This window comes from Streptomyces bottropensis ATCC 25435, from assembly GCF_000383595.1.
GTDB lineage: Bacteria > Actinomycetota > Actinomycetes > Streptomycetales > Streptomycetaceae > Streptomyces > Streptomyces bottropensis.
Map to the genome: position 1 here is coordinate 7,928,598 of NZ_KB911581.1, position 25,106 is coordinate 7,953,703.

General features: G+C 70.9%; 17 protein-coding genes. 5 read left to right on the top strand and 12 right to left on the bottom strand.

Annotation, left to right across the window (positions count from 1 at the left end; all coding sequences use genetic code 11):
- The first annotated feature begins 289 nt into the window (after nt 1-289).
- Nucleotides 290-2,107 (top strand): serine/threonine-protein kinase, encoded by a 1,818-nt coding sequence (locus STRBO_RS0135090; protein WP_280634028.1) that lies wholly within the window; start codon nt 290-292, stop codon nt 2,105-2,107.
- A 64-nt stretch (nt 2,108-2,171) separates the two neighbouring features.
- Here STRBO_RS0135090 and STRBO_RS0135095 read toward each other — a convergent pair whose 3' ends face one another.
- Nucleotides 2,172-7,145, bottom strand: coding sequence for an NAD-glutamate dehydrogenase (locus STRBO_RS0135095; protein WP_005486870.1), 4,974 nt, complete (start codon nt 7,143-7,145; stop codon nt 2,172-2,174).
- A 592-nt stretch (nt 7,146-7,737) separates the two neighbouring features.
- On the opposite strand from STRBO_RS0135095, the gene STRBO_RS0135100 reads away from it, so the two are divergent.
- On the top strand, nt 7,738-8,304 hold the full coding sequence (locus STRBO_RS0135100; protein WP_005486871.1) for a DJ-1/PfpI family protein: 567 nt from the start codon (nt 7,738-7,740) through the stop codon (nt 8,302-8,304).
- A 37-nt stretch (nt 8,305-8,341) separates the two neighbouring features.
- Here the strand turns inward: STRBO_RS0135100 and STRBO_RS0135105 are convergent, their stop codons facing one another.
- On the bottom strand, nt 8,342-9,010 hold the full coding sequence (locus STRBO_RS0135105; protein WP_005486872.1) for an HAD family hydrolase: 669 nt from the start codon (nt 9,008-9,010) through the stop codon (nt 8,342-8,344).
- Nucleotides 9,011-9,472: 462 nt separating this feature from the next.
- Nucleotides 9,473-9,988 carry a DUF6912 family protein gene (locus STRBO_RS0135110; RefSeq protein WP_005486873.1) on the bottom strand — a complete coding sequence of 172 codons (516 nt, stop codon included), beginning with the start codon at nt 9,986-9,988 and terminating at the stop codon, nt 9,473-9,475.
- Between the two features lie 409 nt (nt 9,989-10,397).
- On the opposite strand from STRBO_RS0135110, the gene STRBO_RS0135115 reads away from it, so the two are divergent.
- Nucleotides 10,398-10,946, top strand: coding sequence for an Rv3235 family protein (locus STRBO_RS0135115; RefSeq protein ID WP_005486874.1), 549 nt, complete (start codon nt 10,398-10,400; stop codon nt 10,944-10,946).
- 167 nt (nt 10,947-11,113) lie between these two features.
- Here the strand turns inward: STRBO_RS0135115 and secA are convergent, their stop codons facing one another.
- Together secA and STRBO_RS43575 are read right to left on the bottom strand one after the other, a co-directional pair.
- On the bottom strand, nt 11,114-13,960 hold the full coding sequence (gene secA, locus STRBO_RS0135120; protein WP_005486875.1) for a preprotein translocase subunit SecA: 2,847 nt from the start codon (nt 13,958-13,960) through the stop codon (nt 11,114-11,116).
- Between the two features lie 134 nt (nt 13,961-14,094).
- The gene (locus STRBO_RS43575) at nt 14,095-14,280 is read right to left on the bottom strand and encodes a hypothetical protein (protein WP_158690997.1); all 186 of its coding nucleotides are present in this window, start codon (nt 14,278-14,280) and stop codon (nt 14,095-14,097) included.
- Here STRBO_RS43575 and STRBO_RS0135130 point away from each other — a divergent pair.
- Nucleotides 14,267-14,836 (top strand): GNAT family N-acetyltransferase, encoded by a 570-nt coding sequence (locus tag STRBO_RS0135130; RefSeq protein ID WP_005486876.1) that lies wholly within the window; start codon nt 14,267-14,269, stop codon nt 14,834-14,836. The genes STRBO_RS43575 and STRBO_RS0135130 overlap by 14 nt on opposite strands.
- 114 nt (nt 14,837-14,950) lie before the next feature.
- A complete protein-coding gene (locus STRBO_RS0135135) occupies nt 14,951-16,126 on the top strand; it encodes a winged helix-turn-helix domain-containing protein (protein ID WP_005486878.1) in 1,176 nt (391 codons plus the stop codon).
- A 19-nt stretch (nt 16,127-16,145) separates the two neighbouring features.
- Here STRBO_RS0135135 and STRBO_RS0135140 read toward each other — a convergent pair whose 3' ends face one another.
- The 7 genes from STRBO_RS0135140 to mtnA all read right to left on the bottom strand — a co-directional run bounded on the left by STRBO_RS0135140 (nt 16,146) and on the right by mtnA (nt 24,972).
- Nucleotides 16,146-16,892: a response regulator gene (locus STRBO_RS0135140; RefSeq protein WP_005486879.1), complete on the bottom strand. Its 747-nt coding sequence runs from the start codon at nt 16,890-16,892 to the stop codon at nt 16,146-16,148.
- A gap of 205 nt (nt 16,893-17,097) precedes the next feature.
- Nucleotides 17,098-17,790, bottom strand: coding sequence for a ribosome hibernation-promoting factor, HPF/YfiA family (gene hpf / locus STRBO_RS0135145; RefSeq protein ID WP_020115584.1), 693 nt, complete (start codon nt 17,788-17,790; stop codon nt 17,098-17,100).
- Nucleotides 17,791-18,104: 314 nt separating this feature from the next.
- On the bottom strand, nt 18,105-18,905 hold the full coding sequence (locus tag STRBO_RS0135150; protein WP_037628028.1) for a ComF family protein: 801 nt from the start codon (nt 18,903-18,905) through the stop codon (nt 18,105-18,107).
- 282 nt (nt 18,906-19,187) lie between these two features.
- The gene (locus STRBO_RS0135155) at nt 19,188-21,026 is read right to left on the bottom strand and encodes an LpqB family beta-propeller domain-containing protein (protein ID WP_028797024.1); all 1,839 of its coding nucleotides are present in this window, start codon (nt 21,024-21,026) and stop codon (nt 19,188-19,190) included.
- Complete coding sequence (gene mtrB, locus STRBO_RS0135160) at nt 21,016-23,127, bottom strand: MtrAB system histidine kinase MtrB (protein ID WP_005486884.1); 2,112 nt, start codon at nt 23,125-23,127, stop codon at nt 21,016-21,018. Before mtrB ends, STRBO_RS0135155 begins: the two co-directional genes overlap by 11 nt.
- Before the next feature lies 1 nt (nt 23,128).
- Complete coding sequence (gene mtrA / locus STRBO_RS0135165) at nt 23,129-23,818, bottom strand: two-component system response regulator MtrA (RefSeq protein WP_189823911.1); 690 nt, start codon at nt 23,816-23,818, stop codon at nt 23,129-23,131.
- Between the two features lie 8 nt (nt 23,819-23,826).
- Nucleotides 23,827-24,972, bottom strand: coding sequence for an S-methyl-5-thioribose-1-phosphate isomerase (mtnA, locus tag STRBO_RS0135170; protein WP_005486886.1), 1,146 nt, complete (start codon nt 24,970-24,972; stop codon nt 23,827-23,829).
- Nucleotides 24,973-25,106: the final 134 nt, after the last annotated feature.

Sequence of the window (25,106 nt, forward strand, 5' to 3'; positions counted from 1 at the left end):
TGTGCAGGGGCACGGGGAACCGCGCGAGAAGCGCCACCGGGGCCGCGTCCGCCGACGAACCGGCGCCCCCGAACCATGGGGCGCCCACATTTCTCCGGGAACCGCAACACCCACCCCAAGTGTCATAAGTGCCGTATAAGCTTCGGACCGCTTCAAGTGCCCAGGCACGGCACAGGAGTTCGGCACCGCACCGGGGGAGGCTCCCATCAGCAGCACCACTGGCGACATCCTGAGCCCGCTGGGACCGCAGGACCCGAGAGAGACCGCCGGATACCCCCTGCACGCCCGTATCGGCGAGGGCGGCATGGGCACGGTCTACCTGTCGCACACACGCGGCGGCCAGCCCGTCGCCCTGAAGGTCATCCGCCGCGAGTACGGCCAGGACGCCGACTTCCGCCGCCGCTTCGAGCAGGAGGTCCAGGCGGCCAGGCGCGTGCAGGGCTACCACATCGTCCCGGTCGTCGACCACGACACCACCGGCGACCTCCCCTGGCTGGCCTCGGCGTTCATCGCGGGCATCCCCCTGCACGACGCCCTGGTCGGCTTCGGGCCGCTGCCCCTGCCCGCCGTGTTCCAGCTCGTCGGCTGCACGGCCCGTGCCCTGACCTCCATCCACGCGGCCGGCGTCATCCACCGCGACCTCAAGCCCAGCAACATCCTGCTGGGCTCCCAGGGCCCGTACGTGATCGACTTCGGCATCGCCCGCGCCGCCGACGCCACCCATCTGACCCAGTCCGGCGGCCTGATCGGCACCCCGCAGTACATGTCGCCGGAGCACGCCCTCGGCGAGCAGGTCACCCCGGCCACCGACGTCTTCTCGCTGGGCCTGATCGCCGCCGTCGCGGCCACCGGACGCCACCCGTACGGCGACGGCGGTGCCATCACCATCGCCGCGCAGATCGCCAACACCGCCCAGCGGCCACCGAGGCTCGACGGGTACGACGAGCGGTTGCGCCCCCTGCTGGAGCGCTGCCTGACCGCCGACCCGGCCGCCCGCGCCGGCACCGAGGAACTGGCCGCGCTCTGCCAGGAGTCGGCGGGCCGCGGCCTCAGCGACTTCACCGGCTGGCTCCCGGCCCCGCTCACCGCCGAGATCGCCCGCCGCGAGCAGTCGGTCCGGACCCCGCCGCAGCCGTCGGCGCCCCAGATGCCCGCCGCTCCCCCGGCCGCCGCCCCGACGACGGCCCCGGCGGCCCCGCCCCACGACCCGGCGGCCCACGATCCCGCGGCCCACGCCCAGGGCACCACGCAGGGCGCGCCCCAGCAGGCGCCGGCACCGCCGTCGACCGGCTTCGGACCGGCACCCCAGGGCCCGGCACCCACTCCCGGCTACGGCTACCCGCCCCCGGCCACGGACACCTACAACCTCACCCCGCAGGGCGCCGCCCCGGTCCCGGCGCCGCCCAAAAAGAGCCGCCGCGGCCTCAAGGCGGCCCTGATCGCCCTGGTGTTCCTCGTCGTGGCCGGATCGGGCGCGGCAGGCGCGGTGTACGTGCTCGGCGGGAAGGACGACAGCAACTCCTCGGCGAACGGCACCAAGGACACCGGCGGAGGCGACACCAAGGACGACACGAAGGACGACAAGGCCACCCCGGCACCGAGCCCGACCGAGTCCGACACCGGCTCCGCGGGCCAGGACGGCACCGAGGACGGGACGAACCCGAGCACACCCCCCACCATCCCCGAGAACGCCCAGTACACAGCCGTCTTCGAGGACAAGCCGTTCACCCTGCGGACGCCCAGCACGGATTACACCTTCGTCGACTTCGACGAGCCCGAGGCCGACACCAAGGCCGAGATGGCCGACGCCCAGCGGGACATGAAGATCGACAACAGCTACTGGTACTTCGAGACGACGCTGGGCAAGAGCAGCGGCTCGACCCCCGAGGAGTGCGCCGAGGGCACGGGGACGGACGCACTGCCCGCGACCCTGGACTCCGGCTACTTCGGTGAGCAGGCGGAGATCGAGAAGGGCACCCGGCTCTGCACGGTCACCAAGTCCGGCAACCTCGCCATGTGGGAGATCACCGGACTGACGCCCGGCGAGTACAGCTGGGAAGTGCCCTCGGTGCAGGGCAAGCTGACGCTCTGGAAGATCACCGAGTAGTCGCCCCGGCCGCCGCACACGCGAAAGGGGGCCCCACAGCCGTGGGGCCCCCTTCGCGTACCGTCTACGAGTGGCTGCGCAGCAGCGTCCTCATCGTCCGCATCGCCACCGACAGGTTGGCGAGGTCGAACGCGTCGGAGGTCTGGATGTCCTCCAGGGTCGTGCGCGCCCGGCCCAGCAGTGCCGCGTTCTTCTGCTCCCACACCTTGAAGCGCTGCTCGGGCGTGGAGGAGCCGTTGCCCGCGGAGAGCACCTCGGCGGTGAGGGACGCGTGGGCCGCGTACAGGTCCTCACGGATCGCCGCACGGGCCATGGACTGCCAGCGGTCGGCACGCGGCAGCTCGATGATGCGGTCCATCAGCTGGGTGATGCTCAGCCGGTCGGCGAGGTCGTAGTACACCTCGGCGACCTCCATCGGCGCCCGGCCGACCCGGTCCGCGACGGCGACGATGTCGAGCGTCGGGAAGGCCGAGGAGAAGCCCGCGACCCGCGTGGCCAGCTCCTCCGGGACCCCCGCGCCCGTCAGCTCGTCGTAGATCTTCTGGTACCACTCCAGGTCCGCGCCGCGCAGCAGCTTGGGCAGCTCGCCCCAGACCAGATGGACGCCCTCGGAGAAGAACGGGATGGTCTCGCTGAGCTGGAGCGGCTGCGGCCGGTTGTTGAGCAGCCAGCGCGTGCCGCGCTCGACGAGGCGGCGGGAGTGCAGCCGGATCCGGGTCTGGACGGCCGCGTCGACCGTGTTGTCCAGGCCCTCGACGGCGTCCCACACCTCGCCCGACCCGAAGATCGCGCGGGACGCGGTCTGCGCCCGGACGATCTCCTCCAGCGACGCCCCGGTCTCCTCCCGCAGCCGGTGCAGGAAGCTCGTACCGCCCGTGTTGACCGTGTCGTTGACCAGCACGGTCGTGACGATCTCGCGGCTCAGCGGGTGGCTCTCGACCCGCTCCGGGAACCGCTCGTGCAGCGCGGCCGGGAAGTACGCGTGCAGCAGCTTGCGCAGATACGGGTCGTCCGGCAGCGAGGTGTGCAGCAGCTCCTCGGCGACCGTGATCTTCGTGTAGGCGAGGAGGACGGCCGTCTCGGGGCCGGTGAGCCCCTGCCCGGTGCCCAGGCGCTCGCGGATCTGCCGGTCGGTGGGCAGGAATTCGAGCGCCCGGTCGAGGCGCCCTTCCCTGACCAGGTGGCGGATGAAGCGCTGCTGGGCGTGGAGCATGTCCTTGGACTGGGCGAGGGCGTTGGCGATCGCCGTGTTCTGCGCGTAGTTGTTGCGCAGGACGAGGCGGCCGACCTCGTCGGTCATCTCGGCGAGCAGCTTGTTGCGCTGCTTGACGGTCATGTCGCCGTCCGCGACCAGGCCGTTGAGCAGGATCTTGATGTTCACCTCGTGGTCGGAGGTGTCCACGCCCGCGCTGTTGTCGATGGCGTCGGTGTTGACGCGCCCGCCCTTCTGCGCGAACTCGATCCTGCCCAGCTGGGTCAGCCCGAGGTTGCCGCCCTCGCCGACGACCTGGACGCGCAGGTCGGCGCCGTCGACCCGGATGGCGTCGTTGGCCTTGTCGCCGACGTCGGCGTGCGACTCGGTCGAGGCCTTCACGTACGTGCCGATGCCGCCGTTCCACAGCAGGTCGACCGGCGCCTTGAGGATCGCCTTCATCAGGTCGGCCGGGGTCATCTTGGCGACCTTGTCCTCGATGCCGAGGACGTCCCGGATGTGGCCGTTGATCGGGATCGCCTTGGCGGTGCGCGGGAAGACGCCGCCGCCGGTGGAGATCAGATCGGTGTCGTAGTCGGCCCAGCTGGAGCGGGGCAGCTCGAAGACCCGGCGGCGCTCGGCGTAGGAGGTGGCCGCGTCGGGGCTGGGGTCGATGAAGATGTGCCGGTGGTCGAAGGCGGCGACGAGCCGGATGTGCTCGCTGAGCAGCATGCCGTTGCCGAACACGTCACCGGACATGTCACCGATGCCGACGACCGTGAAGTCCTCGGACTGCGTGTCGACGCCCATGTCCCGGAAGTGCCGCTTGACCGACTCCCAGGCTCCGCGGGCGGTGATGCCCATGCCCTTGTGGTCGTAGCCGGCCGAGCCGCCGGAGGCGAAGGCGTCCCCGAGCCAGAAGTTGTAGCTCTCGGCGACCTCGTTGGCGATGTCGGAGAAGGTCGCGGTGCCCTTGTCGGCGGCGACGACGAGATAGGTGTCGTCCCCGTCGTGCCGGACGACGTCCGACGGCGGGACGACCTCGCCCGCGACCATGTTGTCGGTGATGTCGAGCAGCGCGGAGATGAAGGTCTTGTAGCTGCGGATGCCCTCGGCGAGCCAGGCGTCCCGGTCCACCGACGGGTCGGGCAGCTGCTTGGCGACGAAGCCGCCCTTGGCGCCGACGGGCACGATGACGGTGTTCTTGACCATCTGTGCCTTGACCAGGCCCAGGATCTCGGTGCGGAAGTCCTCGCGCCGGTCCGACCAGCGCAGCCCGCCGCGGGCGACCTTGCCGAACCTGAGGTGCACGCCCTCGACGCGCGGCGAGTACACCCAGATCTCGTACGCCGGACGCGGGGCCGGCAGATCGGGGATGGCCTGCGGGTCGAACTTCATGGAGACGTAGTCGTGCGGCCTGCCGCCGGCCGCCTCCTGGAAGAAGTTGGTGCGCAGCGTCGCCTTGATGACGGTCAGGAACGACCGCAGGATGCGGTCCTCGTCGAGGCTCGCCACCTGGTCGAGCGCCGCGTCGACCTCTTCGAGGAGCGCGTCGACGATCTCCCGCCCGGCCCGCTGCCGGTCCGGCGACATCCGCGCCTCGAACAGCGATACGAGCAACCGGGTGGTGTGGACGTTGTTGCGGAGGGTGTCCTCCATGTAGTCCTGGCTGAACGTGGACCCCGCCTGCCGCAGGTACTTGGCGTACGCGCGCAGCACCACGGCCTGCCTCCAGGTCAGGCCCGCGCTCAGCACGAGCGCGTTGAACCCGTCGTTCTCGGCCTGTCCGGTCCAGGTGGCGGCGAAGGCCTCCTGCACCCGCTCCCGGGCGTCGTCCCCGGCGTAGTCCACGCTGCCGGCCTGCTGCCTCGGCATCCGCAGCCCGAAGTCGTAGATCCACGCGGTCGTCCGGTCCGCGCAGCGCAGTTCGTACGGCCGCTCGTCGATGACCTCGACGCCGATGCGGTTGAGGACGGGCAGCACCGCGGAGAGCGAGACCGAGCCGCCCTTGCGGTAGATCTTGAACCGGCGCTCGTCGGGCGCGGCGCCCACCGGCTCGTACAGGCTCAGCTCGAAGTCCTCGTCCTGGTCGAGCGCTTCGAGGCGGACGAGGTCCGCGACGGCCGAGCGGGGGTTGTGGTCGGCCTTGTACCCCTCGGGGATCGCGTTGCCGTACTTGCGCAGCATCTCGGCCGCGCGCTCCTCGCCGACCTCGGCGTTGAGCGCCTCGGCGAACCCGTCCGACCAGGAGCGGGCGGCCTCGACGAGCTTGGCCTCCAGGCGTTCCTTGTCGGCGTCGCTGAGGTGCGGCAGTTCGGTGCCGGGCTGGACGCGGACCACGAAGTGCAGCCGGGAGAGGATCGACTCGGTGTTCCAGGCGGTGAAGTCGACGCTGATGCCGTTCAGTTCCTCCTTCAGGATGTCGATGATCCTGAGGCGTACGCCGGTGGTGTAGCGGTCGCGCGGGAGGTAGACGAGGGCGGAGTAGTAGCGCCCGTACTCGTCCTGGCGCAGGTAGAGCCGCAGCCGCCGGCGCTCCTGGAGGTAGAGCACGGAGGTGACGATGGACCGCAGTTCGTCGGCCGAGGTCTGGAACAGTTCGTCGCGCGGGTAGGTCTCCAGGATCTGGAGGAGGTCGCGCCCGTCGTGGCTGTTGGGCGAGAATCCGGCGCCCCGCAGGACGTCCTCGACCTTGCGGCGGACGACGGGCACCCGGCGCACGGACTCGGTGTAGGCGGCGGAGGAGAACAGGCCGAGGAAGCGCCGCTCACCGATCACGTTGCCCTCGGCGTCGAACTTCTTCACGCCCACGTAGTCGAGGTAGGACGGCCGGTGGACGGTGGCGCGGCTGTTGGCCTTCGTCAGGACGAGGATCTTGTGCTCACGGGCCTTGGCACGGGCGTCGGCGGGCAGCCGCTCGAAGGAGGAGCTGACGGGGTGCCGGTCCTCCCCGGCGTGGTGCGGGTCGGAGCGCAGGATGCCGAGCCCGGTGCCGGCGACGGCGGTGAGGGAGTCGTCCTCGCGCAGCTCGTACTCCCGGAACCCGAGGAAGGTGAAGTGGTCGTCGGCGAGCCAGCGCAGCAGCTCGCGGGCCTCCTCCACCTCCTCCGTGCGCAGGTCGTCGGCGGTGTGCTCGGCGGGCAGCCCGTCGGCGATCCGGACCGCCGCGTCCCGCATCTTCTCCCAGTCCTCGACGGCCTCGCGGACGTCGGACAGGACGCGCAGCAGGTCGTTGTTGATCTGCTTGAGGTCCGCCCGGTCGGTCTCGCGGTCGATCTCGACGTGGATCCAGGACTCGATGTGCGCGTCGTGCGGCAGCGCCTCACCGGCGGCCACGGCCGCGGCCGCCGCGGCGACGGCGTCCGGCTCGATGATCAGCTCGACGAGCTTGCCGGTGATGTCCCGTCGGACGACGACCTGGGGGTGGATGACGACGTGGATGCCGCGCCCCTGCCGTGACAGCTCGTTGGTCACGGAGTCGACGAGGAAGGGCATGTCGTCGGTGACGACCTCGACGACGGAGTGGCTGCAGGTCCAGCCGTTCTCCTCGACGGTCGGGGTGTGCACCCGCACGTTGGCCGTGCCCTGGGGGCGGTTCTCGGCCAGTCGGTAGTGGGAGTGGGCGGCTCCGAAGACGTCGACCGGGTCACGGCCGCTCAGGTCCTCCGGGGCGGTGTGCAGGTAGTAGCGCTGGAGGAACGCGAGCACGGTGTCGTGGTCCGGGATGTCGGACGTGCTCTCGCTCGTCTTCCCAGTCGGTAGATACCCCCCGACCGGGCTGTTCTCAGCTACCCGGGCGGCCCGTTCGAGCAGCTCGGCCTTGGCTTCGTCCAGCTTGGTCTGCATTGTCCTCTGGCTCCTGTCGCGCGCCGTTGCGTGACGTAGAAGGAAGTACGAACTCGTGCCCTCCGACGCGCCACCACGACACGGGGTGTCCGGTCTGCTTCGACGCTATGCCGCAGGGTGAGACGAGCGGGGGGTAATCAGCCATTCTCGGTACCCGACAGGGATGTGACGCTGCTCTCGGCATCGCGTCGTCCGTGGGTGTACCCGGCGTCCCGGGAGCCCTGGTGGCTCCCTCCCGCCCGCGAGGACCAGCGACCGCCGCCCGGACACGGATGTCGTCCGTGCTCACCGGGCGCAGGGCAGGGACGACGAGGTCCCCACGAACTATCGCGCTGATCACGCCACAAGGCTATCCCTCCGGACGGGGGGCACGTCATGAGCCGTATGTGTACAAAACAGGGGGTCGAACTTTGACGTTCTGCACAGTACCCATCGCGCACTTTTGAGCTTACCTCCGCGCAACCGAGCCTATACGCGCTTTCGTCGCCCCCGGAATCCGCACACCCCCTTGGCAGGTCTTCACCCCGGATGCACGTTGCCCAGGAGGCCATAGCCTGACGAAGAAGCCCTGCGGTACCGAGGGGAGCCCACCATGACGGCCAAGATCCTGATCGTGACCGGCGACGCGGCGGAGTCGCTGGAGGTCCTGTACCCCTACCAACGCCTCCGCGAGGAGGGGTACGAGGTCCACATCGCGGCCCCGAGCCGCAAGAAGCTCCGGTTCGTCGTCCACGACTTCGAGGCGGGCTACGACACCTACACCGAGAAGCCCGGCTACTCCTGGCCCGCCGACCTGGCCTTCTCCGAGGTCGACCCCGGTCAGTACGTCGCCGTCGTCGTCCCCGGCGGGCGGGCCCCCGAGTACCTCCGCAACGACCCCGAGCTGCGCAAGATCCTCAAGTCCTTCTTCGACACCGACAAGCCGGTCGCCCAGATCTGCCACGGCCCGCTGCTCACCGCCGCCGTGGACGCCCTGAGCGGCCGCCGCGTCACCGCCTACCCGGCGCTCGAACTCGACATGCAGGCCGCCGGCGCCACCTTCCAGGACGCCGAGACCGTCGTCGACGGCACCCTGGTCTCCGCCCGCGCCTGGCCGGACCACTCCGGCTGGATGCGGGAGTTCCTGGCGGTGCTGCGGGCGAAGGCGCCGGTGACGTGAGAGGACGGGGCCCAGGACGCGGGCGCCGAGCCGACCGCTACGCGGCCAGCCGCCCGGCCTCCTCGACGGCCTCCTCCAGGGTGTCCACGACGGGCACCCCGACCCACTCCAGGCTGGCCCTGCTGTGGGAACCCCCGGTGTAGAGCACGGCCTGCGCACCCACGTGCCGGGCGGCGACGGCGTCGTCGGCGGCGTCCCCGATCACCACGGTCCGTCTCGGCTCCACGCCCACGAGCCGGCGCAGGTGGCGCACCATGTGCTCGGCCTTGCTGCCTCCGGAGGGTCCGGTGCGACCGTCGACCCGGACGAAGTGCGGCTCGATCCCGAAGCCCCGGACCAGCGGGACCAGTTCCTCGTGCACGTACATGCTGAGGATGGACTGGCTGCGGCCCGCCGAGAGCCACTCGGTGAGCAGCCCCGGCACCCCCTCGGTCAGCCCGCAGGCGACCCGGTGCTCCGCGTAGTACCGGTGGAAGACCACGTCCATGGCCTCCCACTCCTCGTCCGAGGGCAGCCGTCCGATCAGCCGCTCGTAGAACTTCGGCACCGGCACGCAGTACAGCTCCCGGTACCGCTCCAGCGTGATCGGCTCGATCCCCAACTCCGCGAACGCCGCGTTGGTCGCCCCGATGATCGCCTCGTTGTCGTTCAACAAGGTCCCGTTCCAGTCCCAGACGATGTGCGCCCCGACTCCGTTCATCCCCATCTCCAAAAACTACCCTTCACCACCGACAACGCATTCCCACCACCCACAAGGACCGCCACCGGCCGAGCGACACACAGTCACGCCGCCGCCGTCACCGCCGACAGCCGCGCTCGGCGCCACCGCCGCCCCGCCCACCTGCGCACAGCCACGCCGCGCTCGGCGGCCGACCCGCTGGACGCCGCCGCCGTCACTGCCGCGCTCGGCGCCACCGTTGCCCGCCTGCGCACGGCCACGCGCTCTCGGCGCCGGTCCCCTGGCCATCCCCACACACTGCGGGCGATCGTGCCGCCAGGGGCGGCACGGGTGGGGGCGGCGGCGCCCGGCAAGCGCCGGCCAGCGAAACCGCCCCCGGCCGGCCTCGGCAAGGGGCGCCGCACACCGACCCGACCGAGAACGACGGGCGGCACCCGGGCGAGGGCGCTCGTGCCCCCGCCGGCGCCCCGGGCCCCGGCCGCGGCAGGATCAGCCCCCCAACCCCACGAGGTTCGGGATCTCCTGCGTCGCGTACCAGAGCAGCTCGTGATCGTCCGCCCCGTCCACGATGAACTGCGCGTCGTCGTCCCCCTGATCCGCCGCCCCCAACGCGTCCGCGGCCTCCCCGACCTCCTCCTCGGCCTCGGCCGAGTCGACGTGCACCGCCGCCGCCTTGCTCAACGGCACGGGCCCGGCCACCCGCACCTCCCCGAGCGCCACCGGGTCGAGCCCCCGGTCGGGATCGGCCACCGCGTCCCGGTCGGCCACGTCCACCGCGACGACGACCCGCCGCCGTGCGGCCCCCGGATCCACGGCCACCAGCCGCAACGACGCGAGCGCCGCCCGGTTCAGCGCCGCGTACTCCAGCTCCTCGATGTCGTCGGAGAGATACCACTCCCGCAGAGCCGGGGTGACGGCGTACGCGACGAACGCCCCCTCCCCCAGCTCACCCGTCTTGTACGCCTCGGCGAGCCCGGGAAGGGTCAGGGGGACGTAGACGCGCATGGCTGGCCGCTTTCGTAGTCGTGATCTCGGAGCGCCCCGGAGCGTTTCGGCGGGATGGTCCGACGGTCCGTTGCGGGACGGTCCGACGGTCCGTTCCCGCGACGCGTCCCGGCTCGCCGCGAAGGCCCCGCGAAGCCTCCGGAGGGCCTTCAGGATACGTGCGGGCGTCCCCTTTCGAGCGCCCGCCCAGCCCTCCGGACGCGTCCACCCGGGGCCCGCCACCTCACCCGGTACACCCCCGCCCCACCGGGCCGGACCCCCTCCCCGTCACCCTGATAGGTGAACATTCCCGGGCCCCCGCCGACAGCCCCCGCTTCCTTGCCACGGCCCCCTCCGGCCTCGTACAAGATCCCCATCGCCAAGTTACCGACTGGTACCCGGCGGCCTCACCGACGAACGGGGATTTCCTATGAACAAGGTCATGACCAGGACCAAGCGCACCCCCGGCACCCGCCCGCCCGTCCGCCACGACACCCGCCGCCCGGGCCGCCCCCCGGCCCGCACGACCCCGGGAGACGGCCGTCCGTCGGCGCCCCGCTCCGCGGCGCCCGCGCTCCCGCATCCGGCCCGCACGGCCCCCTCGGAGGCCGCCGCCGGACCCGTCCACCCCCACCCCCGCCCCACCGACCGCTTCGCCGACCTCCTCCTGGCCGTACTGAGCGGCCGCCGCCCAGTCCACAGCATGCTGCGCCACACCGCGGGACGCGCCTACGACGAACTGGCCTGGCTCGCCGAGCACGGCACCCTGCGCGTCCCCCACGGCGCGCACCCCGTCGTCCGTGACATCGGCTACTACGTGGCGGGCCCGGGCGCCCTGGAGGTCTTCGCCCGGATCGGCGCGGGCGACCGTCTGCGCGCCATGGCCTTCCGCCTGGAACACGGCCCCGACCACCGCTGGCGCTGCACGGCGGTGGAACTCGGCGGCCCGAGGCTCCCCCACCCGGACGACGAGGACTGAACGGCGGTTACGGCACCAGGCGGCCACGACACCCGGCGGCGGCGCTCCCGAACCGAGGCCGCCACGCACGAGGGCCGGGCACCCGAAGATGCCCGGCCCTCACGGACTCACAGCCTCACAGCCCACGTCCCCCGGGCGCCCAGCGCGCCGGTGTCGGGGCCCGCCCCCTACTTCTTGCGGCGGCGGCTGGTCTTCCCCTGCTGCTTGCGACGCTCCGCGCGGGTGAGACCGTCCGCCTCGGAGCGGATGGGCTCGTCGTCGGGGAGATCGCCCTCCACGATGCCGCCCTCGCCGTCGACGGTGGGCGCGGAGAAGTGCAGACGGTCACGGCGCTGCGGGGCCTCCAGCCCCTTGGCGCGGATCTCCGGCCGGGACGCACCCGCCTGGGCCGGCACGGCGTCGCTCTTGTCCAGGGACGGCTTGGAGTCCTCGACCGGGACCTCCTCGACCTGCTGCTCGACCTGGACCTCCAGGTTGAACAGGTAGCCGACGGACTCCTCCTTGATGCCCTCCATCATGGCGGTGAACATGTCGAAGCCCTCGCGCTGGTACTCCACCAGCGGGTCCTTCTGCGCCATCGCGCGCAGGCCGATGCCCTCCTGGAGGTAGTCCATCTCGTAGAGGTGCTCGCGCCACTTGCGGTCCAGCACCGACAGAACCACCCGGCGCTCCAGCTCACGCATGATCTCGGAGCCGAGCTGCTCCTCGCGCGCCCGGTACTGCTCGGTGATGTCGTCCTTGATCGACTCGCCGATGAACTCGGCGGTCAGCCCGGCCCGGTCCCCGGCGGCCTCCTCCAGCTCCTCGACGGTGACCTTCACCGGGTAGAGCTGCTTGAAGGCGCCCCACAGCCGGTCGAGGTCCCACTCCTCGGCGAAACCCTCGGCGGTCTCGGCGGTGATGTACGCGTCGATGGTGTCGTCCATGAAGTGCTGGATCTGCTCCTGCAGGTCCTCGCCCTCCAGGACGCGGCGCCGCTCGCCGTAGATGACCTCGCGCTGCCGGTTGAGGACCTCGTCGTACTTGAGGACGTTCTTCCGGGTCTCGAAGTTCTGCTGCTCGACCTGCGACTGGGCGGAGGCGATCGCGCGGGTGACCATCTTGTTCTCGATCGGGACGTCGTCCGGCACATTCGCCATGGACATCACACGCTCGACCATCTGGGCCTTGAAGAGTCTCATCAGGTCGTCGCCCAGCGACAGGTAGAACCGGGACTCGCCGGGGTCGCCCTGACGGCCGGAACGACCGCGCAGCTGGTTGTCGATACGCCGGGACTCGTGCCGCTCGGTGCCGAGGACGTAGAGCCCGCCGAGCTCCTTGACCTCCTCGAACTCCGTCTTGACCGCTTCCTCGGCCTTGGCGAGGGCCTCGGGCAGGGCGTGCGCCCACTCCTCGATGTGCTCCTCGGGGTCGAGGCCGCGCTGGCGCAGCTCCGCCTCGGCGAGGTCGTCGGGGTTGCCGCCGAGCTTGATGTCCGTACCGCGGCCGGCCATGTTCGTGGCCACGGTGACGGCGCCCTTGCGGCCGGCCTGGGCGACGATGGTCGCCTCCCGGTCGTGCTGCTTGGCGTTGAGCACCTCGTGCTGGACGCCCCGCTTGCTCAGCTGCTGCGACAGGTACTCGGACTTCTCGACCGACGTCGTACCGACGAGGATCGGCTGGCCCTTCTCGTGCTTCTCGACGATGTCGTCGACCACCGCCTCGAACTTCGCGACCTCGGTGCGGTAGATCAGGTCGGACTGGTCCTTGCGGACCATCGGCCGGTTGGTCGGGATCGGGACGACACCGAGCTTGTAGATCTGGTGGAACTCGGCGGCCTCGGTCATCGCCGTACCGGTCATGCCGGACAGACCGGGCTGTTCCTTGCCGTTGTGGTCGTGGCGCTTGTAGAGGCGGAAGAAGTTCTGCAGGGTGATCGTGGCGAGCGTCTGGTTCTCGTCCTTGATGTCCACCCCTTCCTTCGCCTCGATCGCCTGGTGCATGCCCTCGTTGTAGCGGCGGCCGGCGAGGATACGGCCGGTGTGCTCGTCGACGATCATGACCTCGCCGTCCATGACGACGTAGTCCTTGTCCTTCTTGAAGAGCTCCTTGGCCTTGATGGCGTTGTTCAGGTAGCCCACCAGAGGGGTGTTCACCGACTCGTAGAGGTTGTCGATGCCCAGCCAGTCCTCGACCTTGCCGACACCGGCCTCGTGGATGGCGACCGTGCGCTTCTTCTCGTCGACCTCGTAGTCGCCGGTCTCCTCGATGCCCTTGAGGGGGTTGCCGGGCTCGCCCTTCTTCAGGCGCGTGACCAGCTTGGCGAAGTCGCCGTACCACTTGGTGGCCTGGTCGGCCGGGCCGGAGATGATCAGCGGCGTACGGGCCTCGTCGACGAGGATGGAGTCGACCTCGTCGACGATCGCGAAGTTGTGGCCGCGCTGGACGAGCTCGTCCTTGGACCACGCCATGTTGTCGCGGAGGTAGTCGAAGCCGAACTCGTTGTTCGTGCCGTAGGTGATGTCGCAGGCGTACTGCTCGCGGCGCTGGGCCGGCGTCATGTTGGCGAGGATGCAGCCGACGCTCAGACCCAGGAACTTGTGGACGCGGCCCATCATCTCGGAGTCGCGCTCGGCCAGGTAGTCGTTGACCGTGATCAGGTGGACGCCTTCGCCGGACAGCGCGTTCAGATACGCGGGCAGTGTGCCGACGAGGGTCTTGCCCTCGCCGGTCTTCATCTCGGCGACATAGCCGAGGTGGAGGGCGGCGCCGCCCATGATCTGCACGTCGTAGGGCCGCTGGCCGAGGGCGCGCTTGGCGCCCTCGCGGACGGTGGCGAACGCCTCGGGGAGCAGGTCGTCGAGGCTCTCACCGTCGGCGTACCGCTGCTTGTACTCCTCGGTGAGGGCGCGCAGCTCGGCGTCGGAGAGGTCGACGAAGTCCTCTTCGATGGAGTTGACCTGGTCCGCGATGCGGTGCAGCTTGCGCAGGATTTTGCCTTCGCCTGCACGCATGATCTTCGAGAGGACGGACACGGGGGTTTGTCTCCTTGCCGGTCGGGCCTGGGGAGGGTCGGTTTCAATGACAGTTGACAGTCTTGAATCACAGCTTGAGCAACGGCCATCGTAAGCGAGGACCCCGGCGTGCCGGGAGGTCTGGCGGTGACAGCTCACCAGGACAACGGGCAGGCGACACCGATGGTGCCGTGTTCCGCCGACGAAATGCGGCGAATCGTGACCGCCTGCTCACGCAACGCGCCGCCGCGCCGCCCGGGGAACGCCCCCTGGGGGATGGCCACGAACAGGATGGCGCCACCGCGTTCCACCGAGCAGAATCGCCCGATGGAACCCGTCACCCTGAGCACCGAGCGCCTGGTGCTGCGCACCGTGGACCGGCGCGACACCGCCACGGTGTACGCGGCCGCGCAGGACCCTGACATCCAGCGCTGGACCACGATCCCCTCGCCGTACTCGCGTGAGCACGCCGAGGGTTTCGTCGAGCGGGCCGTTCCCGAAGGCTGGGCCACCGCCTCGATGTTCACCTTCGGCCTCTTCCTGCCCACCGGGGAGCTGGCGGGGATGCTCGGCATCACCATGCGCTCCCCGGGCACCGGCGAGATCGGCTTCTGGGCGACCAGGGAGCACCGCCGCAACGGCTACGTCACCGAGGCCACCCGCGCCGCCGCCCACTGGTCGTTCACCACGCTCGCCCTCGACCGCCTCGAATGGCGCGCCGAAGTGGGCAACGCCGCCTCCCGCGCGGTGGCCGAACACACCGGCTTCACCTTCGAGGGCACCCTCAGGGCCGGCCTCGACAACAACGGGGTCCGCCGCGACTGCTGGATGGCCTCCCTGCTCCCCTCGGACCTGGGCCTGCCCTCGACGACGCCGTACGTACCGGCACCGTCCTGACCCCGACGCCCCGACGCCCCGCCGGGTGCCGGGGCGAATGCCGGGGCGAGCCCCAGGCGTCCCGTATCCCCAGCTCAGCCCCGCCTGTCAGTCCCCTCCCCTACCCTGCGGAGCATGACCTCCCTCCCGCGCCCCGCCACAGAACTCACCGCAGACGAGGCCCGCAGAATCGCCCTCCGGGCGCAGGGCTTCCTCGGCGCCCCGGACCGCAGATCCGGCGTCCGCGGCGTGCTGCGACACCTGGGCGCGGTCCAGCTCGACACCATCTCGGTCCTCGCCCGCTCCCACGAACTCATCCCGTACGCCCGTCTCGGCGCCGTGGGCCGCACCACGGTCGACCGCGCCTACTGGACGGACACGCACGCCTTCGAGTACTGGTCCCACGCCGCCTGCATCCTCCCCATCGAGGAGTGGCCCCATTTCGCCTTCCGCCGCCGCGCCTACCGCGCCCGCCCCCAGTGGGGCCACCAACTCCCGGACGGCGCCTACGAGCGCGTCATCAAACAGCTGCGCGACGAGGGCCCTCTCACGGCCACGGAGCTGGGCGGCGCGAAGCGCACCAGCGAGTGGTGGGACTGGTCCGGCGAGAAGGTCGCCGTCGAACGCGCCCTGATGCACGGCGAGGTGGTCTGCGTGGAGCGCCGCGGCTGGAAGCGGGTGTACGACCTCGCCGAGCGCGCCGTCCCGAAGACCCTGCTGCACGACGACCTGGACGACACGGAGTGCGTACGCCGCCTGGTCCGTCTGGCCGGTGAGGCCCTGGGCGTCGGCACCCGCGCGGACATCGCCGACTACCACCGCCTCAAGGGCGAGCAGTTCGACGCGGTGGTCGCCGACTCGGGCCTGGTCCCGGTGACGGTGGAGGGCTGGGCCAAGCCGGCCTGGGCCGACCCGGCGGCGCTGGCGACGCCCGCGCGCGGCCGCCACCGCACCACGCTCCTGTCCCCGTTCGACTCCCTGATCTGGGAGCGGGCCCGCACGGAGCGCATCTTCGGCTTCACCCACCGCCTGGAGGCCTACGTCCCCAAACAGAAGCGCGTCCACGGCTACTTCGCGATGCCGGTCCTCGCCGGGGGCCGGCTCGTCGGCCGTGTCGACCCCGCCCGTGACGGCCGCACCCTGGTCGCCAAACAGGTCACCCTCGACGGACCCAAGGCCGTCCCGGCCGTGGCCCAGGCCCTTCTGGAAGCGGCGACCTGGGTGGACTGCACGGACGTGCGCGTGGAGCGGGTGGACGCTCCCGAGCTGCGCGAGCCACTGACGCGGGAACTGGTGCGCGCGCTTTCCTGATCCTCAGATCCGCAGATCCTCAGCGGATTTCGAGGATTTTCTCCCGCATCGCGTAGACCACGGCCTCCATCCTGGAGTGCAGTTGCAGCTTCTCCAGGATGTTGCGCACATGGTTCTTCACGGTGTTCTCGGAGATGAACAGCTCCTTGGCGATGTCCCGGTTGTTCATTCCGGTCGCCACGAGCTTGAGCACTTCCAGTTCCCGGTCCGTCAGCCGCGGCGCCGGCACGAGGCGCCGCTCGTCCGTCCGCTGGATCATGGACTTGAACTCGGTGAGCAGCTTCGACGCCATCGAGGGGCTGATCTGCGACTGTCCGTCGGCGACGGCGCGAATGGCCGTGGCCACCTCGTCCGTGGAGATCTCCTTGAGGAGATAACCGGTCGCCCCCGCCTTGATCGCGTCGTAGAGGTCGGCCTCCTCGTCACTGATCGTCAGCATGATGATCTTCGCGCTGGGGGCCACCTCCTTGATGGAGGTGCACGCCTCGATACCGCCGCGTTTGGGCATCCGTACGTCCATCAGCACGATGTCGGGCAGCAGGTCCGCGGCCTTGTCGACCGCCTCCGCCCCGTCACCGGCCTCGCCGACGACTTGGATGTCCTCCTCGGCGGCGAGCACGATCTCCAGGCCGCGGCGGAAAAGCGCGTGGTCGTCGACGACGAGGACCCGGATCGGCTCCCGCGAGGAGCCGGAGGTGGAGTCCATGCCGGCGGAGCCGTCGTCGGCATCCTCGTCACGCATCGGTCCGAAACTGCTGTCCGCCATCGTTCCTCCCCCTGAAGGCCGTGGCCTGTGTTTCTGTGCCATTGCCAACCCAAGGCAACGGCCCCCCGGTTGGGGCCGGTTCGGCCATGATTTCATGCCCGGCCCGCCCTGCGGTGACAGAGCGGGCCGCAAGGGGTCGCACACCGGTGCCCCTGGGGGCGCACAAGCGCTCCAGGGGCACCGGCCCGCTGTCAACCCGGCGCGCTCAGCCGCCGAGCGCGCCGCCCGGGGCGTCCGCGTGCGCCTGGGCGACCATCGGGTCCGTGCTGAGGTGGATGACGCCGTAGTCGTAGGCGTGCCGCCGGTAGACGACACTCGGTTCCTTGGTCTCGGAGTCGACGAAGAGGTAGAAGTCGTGCCCGACCAGTTCCATCTCGTAGAGAGCCTGGTCGAGGGTCATCGGAGATGCGACGTGGGTCTTCTCGCGGACGATGAGGGGACCTTCCCCCTTCACCTCCAGCGAACCGATCTTCTTGGTGGGCACGCCGTCCGTCTTCTCCTCGTCGGCGACGTATCCATTGCCGTTGAGGGTGGCCACGCCGGGGACGTGGTCGGCGACCTCCGCGGCAGTGAGCCTGCGCGCGCCACGGCGCGTGTAACGCTTGTCGTGCTGCTTGCGCAGCCGGGCCTCCAGCTTGTCCGCCGCCAGGTCGAGCGCCGCATACGGATCGCTTGCCGCTGCCTCGGCCCGGATCACCGGCCCGCGGGAGTGGAGCGTGATCTCCACCCGGTCACTGCGGTCGGCCTGTCGGGGGTTGGGCTCCTTGGACACCTCGACGTCGAGGCTGATCACCTTGCCGTCGAGCTTCTGGATCTTCTCCAGCTTCAGCTTCTCGGCCACGTGCTTGCGGAACCGCTCGGGCACCTCGGTCTTGCGGCCCTTGACGACGATGTCCACGCAGAACTCCGTTCCCGGATCGCTCCGCTCCACTGGCGGAGCATCTCCCTTGTGCACCAGGTTCCGGTGGCTCCCGGAACCGCGGACTCGGTGACTTCCACCTCCTCCTCCCCCGTGGACAAGATCTCCACCCACCACCGCGGGGTGATTCGGAAAAGCCGCAGCGCAGCATTCGGATATGTGGTGAACGGCCGGGGCCATTCCCTCACAACCGAACATATCTCGCCCGGCCGGATGTCGTCACCCTCTACTGGGGCGTACCTCCGTTCAGGTGAAATAGCCCTTTCATTACCTGCAACGATGCAAGTTCTCTGTCAGTTCCGGTTTATTTCGAAGGAGTCGGGTGGCGCGGCGACCACCGCCGCGCCGATGCCGTCTCCGGCACCGCCCGCACCCGTCATTCCCGTCACCCCCTGTGTTCGCACCGCCTCCTCCGGCTTCCCTTCCGCAACGCGTTCACCCGTCCGGGCCGCATGCCCGCCCCGGGCCGCCCGAACCGCCCGGGCCGCCTCCGCGAGCGAGGCACCCGTCGTCATCAGGTCGTCCACGAGCACGATCGCGCCCCCGTCCAGCAGTGGGGTACCCCCGGCGGCCACCTCCAGTGCACCCGCGAGGTTCTCCAGCCGCTGCCGGGAGTCCAGCCCCGCCTGGTCGGCCACGGCCCGCCGCTGCCGCAGCACCCCGGCGACCCGGGCCGGTGTCCCGGTGCGCCGCAGCTCCCCGGCGGCCGCGAGCGCGATCCGCCGCGCCGGGTCGTGCCCCCGCGCCCGCACCGCCCGCCGCGCGGACGGCACCGGGACCAGCACCACCGGCCCGCCACCACCCGCTCCACCCGCCCGTACGGCCCCTGCCAAGGCCGTGCCGAGCGGTCCGGCGAGTGCCAGCGCACCCCGTTCCTTGTGCGCGATCAGCGTGGCCCGCACCGCGTCCTCGTACGGCGCCGCCGCGTGCACCACGGGCAGCCCCGTCGGCTCCGGCACCGGTCGCACCCGGCACGGCGCGGCTCCGGTCAGAGCCGCGCGGCACTCCGGGCAGAGCACCGCGCGAAGCCTCCCGCACCCTCCGCACTCGGCCGGCAGCACCAGATCCGTGAGGTCCCGCCACCACCCCCGCATGCCCACCACTGTGCCGACGCACACGAAAACCTGCCACCCCTGTGGACAACCGCCTGTGGACAACTCACCGCGACCGCAAAGGGGTTGTCACCCACACGAATGACGAGCGCCTGAAGAACGAGGGCGAGGGGCCGTGAACGAGGCGCGGCCGAGGGGCGGGGAGACCGAGGGACCGCGGCACCGAGTGCGGAAGCACAACGGGTCAAAGGCACTGTGCGACGGGCGAGGGCCGGCAGGGCCACCCGGCGACCCTGAGACCCCGCCCCCGCCCGCTCCCCGACCTCACCCCGGATAGACCGGCGCCGACCCTTCCTTGACGACCGTCTGCCACTGCTCCCCCGGGGACAGCCGGACGATCCCGTCGGCCGAGTGCGCGACCAGCGGCTGGCTCTCGTCCTCGGACGCGGCGATCTCCTCCACACCCGTGAGCGCGGAGGGCCCGGAACCCGGTGCGGGGGAGCCGTCGACCCGGACGTACCGCATCTGCTGCACGCCGCCGGATTCGCGCCCCACGACCACGAGTTGGCTGTCGCCCGCCCACGACATGGCGGTGACGTCCTCCAGGTCCGGTGTCACGGACCGCAGTTCGACGATCGAGACGGTGGTGCTCTCCGCGTCCGCGTCCCGCTCGATGCGCCCGATGTACAGCGCCCGCTTGCCCTCGCTCTTCAGGATCAGCGCCACCCGCACCCCGTCGGCGGCCACCCGGACCGCCTCGATCCGCCCGTCGAGGTTGGGCGTCCTGACCTCCAGCGGCTCACCCATGCCGTCCGCCAGGACGAGCAGCCGGGGCTTCTCCGGGTCGCGGTCCGCCACCCACAGATCGCCCCGACCGTCCCAACTGGGAGTCGTCAGCCGGTCCTTCGCGGTGGCACCGGCGCTGCTCAGCACCGGGTCGCCGACCGAGGAACCCGCCGTCAGCGGCGCCACGTACAGCTCGCTCCCGTCGGCCGACACACCGGCCGCCCGCTCCTCGTCACGCGAGACGGCGGCGGAGCGCAACTGCTTCTCGCCGTCACCGAGCGCGCCGGGAACGGCCGTCGGCGTGGTCGCCACGCCCCGCCCGGACAGCCGTACGAGCTTGTGGTCGCCGTCGATGAAGTACTCGAACTCCGCGGTCTTGCCGAAGTCGTGCGAGGCGACGACCTCGTCGACCGTGCTCTCGCCGAGCACGCACAACTGCGCGCCGGTCGACCCCTGCAGCTCCACCTCGTCCACACCCGTGGGCATGTAGTCCTGCAAGGTGAACAGGAGCTGGGCGGCCATCTCCTTGCACCGGCTCGCCGAGACGTGGTCGGCCTTCTTGTTCAGCGGCACGACCAGCCTGTTCTGGTCGTCGGGCGTCAGCGCCCTGGTGCCCTTCCTCAGGGCCGTACCGGACGGGAAGCTCGTCCTCGCGACCGGGTTGAGCCAGCTGGTGGGGCCCTGCAACAGGTCGCGGACCACCTGCGTCACCGGGTCGACCTGGCTGCGCACATAGACCGGGTCGGCGACGGTCCCCGGCTCACCGGACTGCGCGGCGGAGGTGAAGTAGTACTTGTTGATGGACTTGTAGTTGCGTTCGAAGTCCGACCGGCCGAGCACCACACCCGACGGCAGCCGGTCGATGCGCCACTGCCCGGTGTCCTTCACGCGCGTGAGGTGCACCTGCCTGCGGTACTCGCCGCTGGTGGGCGTGTACGCGTGCTGCTCGTCGACCCGGGCGACCCGTTCGCCGGACAGCTCGTACCGGTATACGTCGTCGTCGGGCCGGTCCCCCGTGGCCGGGGTGTAGGGGGTCGGGGCCTCGGCGAGGACCGTGGTCGACTCACCCGGATCCCAGTCCTTGGCCGCGTCGCCGGTCAGGTACTTGCGTGCGGTCTCGTACCTGAGGTCGTCGCTGGTCAGCGCTTCCAGGAAGCCCTGCACGATCTCCTGCGGCTCGGCGTCCTCGGCGGGCGGCAGCGCGAAGACCCGCACCGGCGAGTCCGGCCTCGGGGTGGACTCGACATCACGCATGTCGCCGCTGTCCGGCATCGAGGCGCACCCCGCCAGCAGGACGGCACAGACGCCGGCACTCCCGATCCGCACGGCCGCCCTCGTCGGACGCCTACGGCCGCCTTCCACGCGGTCAGCGCCCACGGAATGCCTCCCCCTGGTCGTGCTGCCGCTCCGGATCACTCTCGGTCGGCCTCTTCTCGGCCCGTCCCGCACCGCCGTCGGACCGCCGCGGGGGCGGAGCCACAGGCGATGCCGGAGGCGGTGTCGCGGACGGCGTCGCGGACGGTACGCCCGGCCGGGGCACCACGCGCGCGCCGTTGCCCGGCAGTGCCGTCGGATCCGCCGTGGGAGCCTGTCCGGCGCCCGACCGGGGCCCTATGGCCGTCCTCGCGACCCCCGGCTCACCGGCCTGCACCGGCACCGTGGCGAGCTTGCCGCCGCCCGCGAGCGGCAGACCCGCGTCGTTGAGTCCACGGTGGCGCCGGGAGTCCTTCGGCTCCAGGGGTATCGGGGACCCGCGCAGCGGCTCGTCCGCCGTCCTCGGCAGGGTGAGCCGGAACTGCGAACCGCCGCCCGGCTCGCCCCACGCCTGCAGCCAGCCCCCGTGCAGCCGGGCGTCCTCCAGGGCGATGGACAGCCCCAGCCCCGTACCACCGGTGGTACGCGCGCGTGCCGGGTCCGCCCGCCAGAAACGGCTGAAGACCCGCGTCGCCTCCCCCGGCTTCAGTCCCACGCCGTGGTCGCGCACCGCGACCGCGACCGCGCCGCCCGCCGCCGCGAGCTTGACCACGACGTCCTTGCCCTCGCCGTGCTCCACGGCGTTGACCACGAGGTTGCGCAGCACCCGCTCCACCCGCCGGGCGTCGGCCTCGGCCACGACGGGCTGCTGGTCCCCCAGCACCCGTATCCGCGTCCCCTTGCGCTCCGCGAGCGGCTCAGCCCCGCTGACGACCTTCCGCACGACCTCGCGCAGGTCTATCGGCTCGGCCTCCAGAGCCGCCGCGCCCGCGTCGAACCGGCTGATCTCCAGCAGGTCCGCGAGCAGCGACTCGAACCGGTCCAACTGGTCGGCGAGCAGCTCGGCCGACCGCGCGGTGATCGGATCGAAGTCCACGCGCGCGTCATGGATGACGTCCGCCGCCATCCGGACGGTCGTCAGCGGCGTACGCAGCTCGTGCGACACGTCGGAGACGAACCGCCGCTGCATCCGTGACAGGTCCTCCAGCTGCTGGATCTTCAGCTGCAGGTTCTGCGCCATCTTGTTGAAGGCCTCGCCGAGCCGCGCGATGTCGTCCTCGCCGCTGACCTTCATCCGTTCCTGCAGCCGACCGGCGGACAGCCGCTCGGCGATCCCGGCCGCCATCCGCACGGGCGTGACGACCTGCCGCACCACGAGCCAGGCGATGGCCCCGAGCAGCACGACGACGAACAGCCCGGCCGTCGCGAGCGTCCCCTTGACCAGGCTCAGGGACTTCTCCTCCTGGGTGAGCGGGAAGAGGTAGTACAGCTGGTACGGCTCGCTGTTGGGGTCGCTGACCTGTTTGCCGATGATCAGCCCCGGCTCGGACGCCTCGCCGTTGTCGTAGTAGATCCGCGTGTAGCTCTGGACGGCGCTCGTGCCGTCGTCGACGCGCTCGCGCAGCTCCACGGGCACGCTGAGGTCCCACTGCACACCACCGGAGACACGCGGTCCGAGCCCGCCGGTCTCGCCGTCGGCGGAGGCGGGACTGAGCGTCACGACGTCGAACGCGCCCTGGCCACCGCTGGAGAGCGAATTCACCAGGGTCGTCATCCACTCGACGACGTTCTGCACCCGGTCGCCGTCCGGGTCCGGGTTGTCGTTCCCGGCCGCGCTCGCCTCGCTGTCGGCCCGCTGCTCGGCGACCGTGAAGCCGCCGGCGGCCTGGCTCTGCGAGGCCTTGACCTTGGCGTCCAGCAGTCCGTTGCGGACCTGCCCGATGACGACGAAACCCAGCAGCGACACGACGCTGAGCGACATCAGCAGCGTCGTCACGACGATCCTGAGCTGGATGTTGCGCCGCCACAACCGCATCACGGGCAGCAACGGGCGGCGCACCCAGCGCATGAACAGCCTCAGGACCGGGCTGCCCTGGACTCCGCCCTGGAGCAATCCGCCCTCCAGCAGACGCCCCCATCCGGAACCCGACGTCTTCCGGCCGACAGGCCGCTCCGCGCGGGTCCCCGGCTGGCCGGGCGCCGAAGCGGCACTGTCACCGGACATGTCAGCTGGGCCCTGCCTTGTATCCGACACCACGGACGGTCACCACGATCTCCGGCCGCTCCGGGTCCTTCTCCACCTTGGAGCGCAGCCGCTGCACATGCACGTTCACCAGACGGGTGTCCGCCGCGTGGCGGTACCCCCAGACCTGCTCCAGCAGGACCTCCCGGGTGAACACCTGCCACGGCTTGCGCGCCAGCGCGACCAGCAGATCGAACTCCAGCGGCGTCAGCGCGATCGACTGCCCCTCACGCTTCACCGAGTGCCCGGCCACGTCGATGACCAGGTCACCTATGGCGAGCTGCTCCGGCGCCGGTTCCTCCGACCGCCGCAGACGTGCCCGGATCCGGGCCACCAGCTCCTTCGGCTTGAACGGCTTCACGATGTAGTCATCCGCGCCCGACTCCAGGCCGACCACCACATCGACGGTGTCGCTCTTGGCCGTGAGCATCACGATCGGCACCCCGGACTCCGCCCTGATCAGACGGCACACCTCGATCCCGTCCCGGCCCGGCAGCATCAGATCCAGCAGCACCAGATCCGGTTTGGCCTCACGGAACGCGGCCAGCGCCTTGTCGCCGTCGGCTACGAAAGACGGCTCAAAACCTTCACCACGCAACACAATGCCGAGCATCTCGGCCAGTGCGGTGTCGTCGTCGACGACAAGGACTCGTCCCTTCATGAATGCCATCATCCCATTAACTAAATCGTTACCTGGCGTGACCTGTCACACAGCTCGGCAAGCGCATCAGCGGTCACGGGCGACACAGCCCCTTCCTCGGTGACGATCGCCGTCACCAACTCGGGCGGCGTCACGTCGAACGCCGGGTTGTACGCCTGGGTCCCCAGGGGTGCCACCGCGATCCCACCTCCCGCCTCTGCTCCCGCCCTCGGGACCTGAGGTGCCGTGATCTCCGTCACCTCGTGCCCCGCGCGCTGTTCCACCTCTATGGACGCCCCGTCCGGGGTGTCCACATCCACCGTCGTCAGCGGCGCCACCACGATGAACGGCACGTGGTGGTACCGGGCGAGCACCGCGAGCGGATAGGTCCCGACCTTGTTCGCCACCGATCCGTCGGCGGCGATCCGGTCGGCGCCCACCAGCACCGCGTCCACCTCTCCGGCCGCGAACAGCGAGCCCGCGGCATTGTCCGTGAGCAAGGTGTACGCCATTCCGCTGCGCGCCGCCTCATAGGCGGTCAACCGGGCACCCTGCAGCAACGGCCGCGTCTCGTCCACCCAGAGCCTCCGCAGCCGCCCCACCCGGTGCGCGGCCAGCGCCACCGCGAACGCCGTGCCCTCGCCGCCCGACACCAGCGCCCCGGTGTTGCAGTGCGTGAGCACCCGGTGCCCGCCGCCCGGCAGCAGCTCGTCGAGCAGCGCCAGACCGTGCGCGGCCATCCGGGAGCTGGCCTCGGCGTCCTCCCGGTGCAGCGCCCGCGCGGCGGCGAGCGCCGCCTCGGCGGCCCGCTTCTGGTCGCCCGTCCGGCCGAGCTCGGCCCGGTGCGCGGCCCGCGCCCGGCGCACACCCACCGCGAGGTTCACCGCGGTGGGCCGGGCGCCCTCCAGCGCCTCGGCGGCGTCCTCCACGTCGAACCCGCGTACGGCGGCGAGCGCGACGCCGTACGCCCCGGCGATCCCCAGCAACGGCGCCCCGCGCACGGCGAGGACACGGATCGCCTCCACCAGCGCGGGCGCGTCCGTGCACACCAGCTCGACCTCCTCGGCCGGAAGTCTCGTCTGGTCGAGGAGGACGAGGACGGGGCCCTCGGGCGGCTCGTCCCATCGGATCGCCGGTATCCCGGTCGGCCGGGTGCCGTCGCCGGATTGCGCGTACTGATCAGCCATGCGGTCAGTCTGCCCCGTATCCGTCGGACAATTGAAGGTGCGCAGCGGATACGGCCCCCGGTCACTTCGCGGAGACCGCGTGGCACGATGGGCGCCAACCCGCCGCCGCGACCGCGGACGAGCACCGTGAAGGA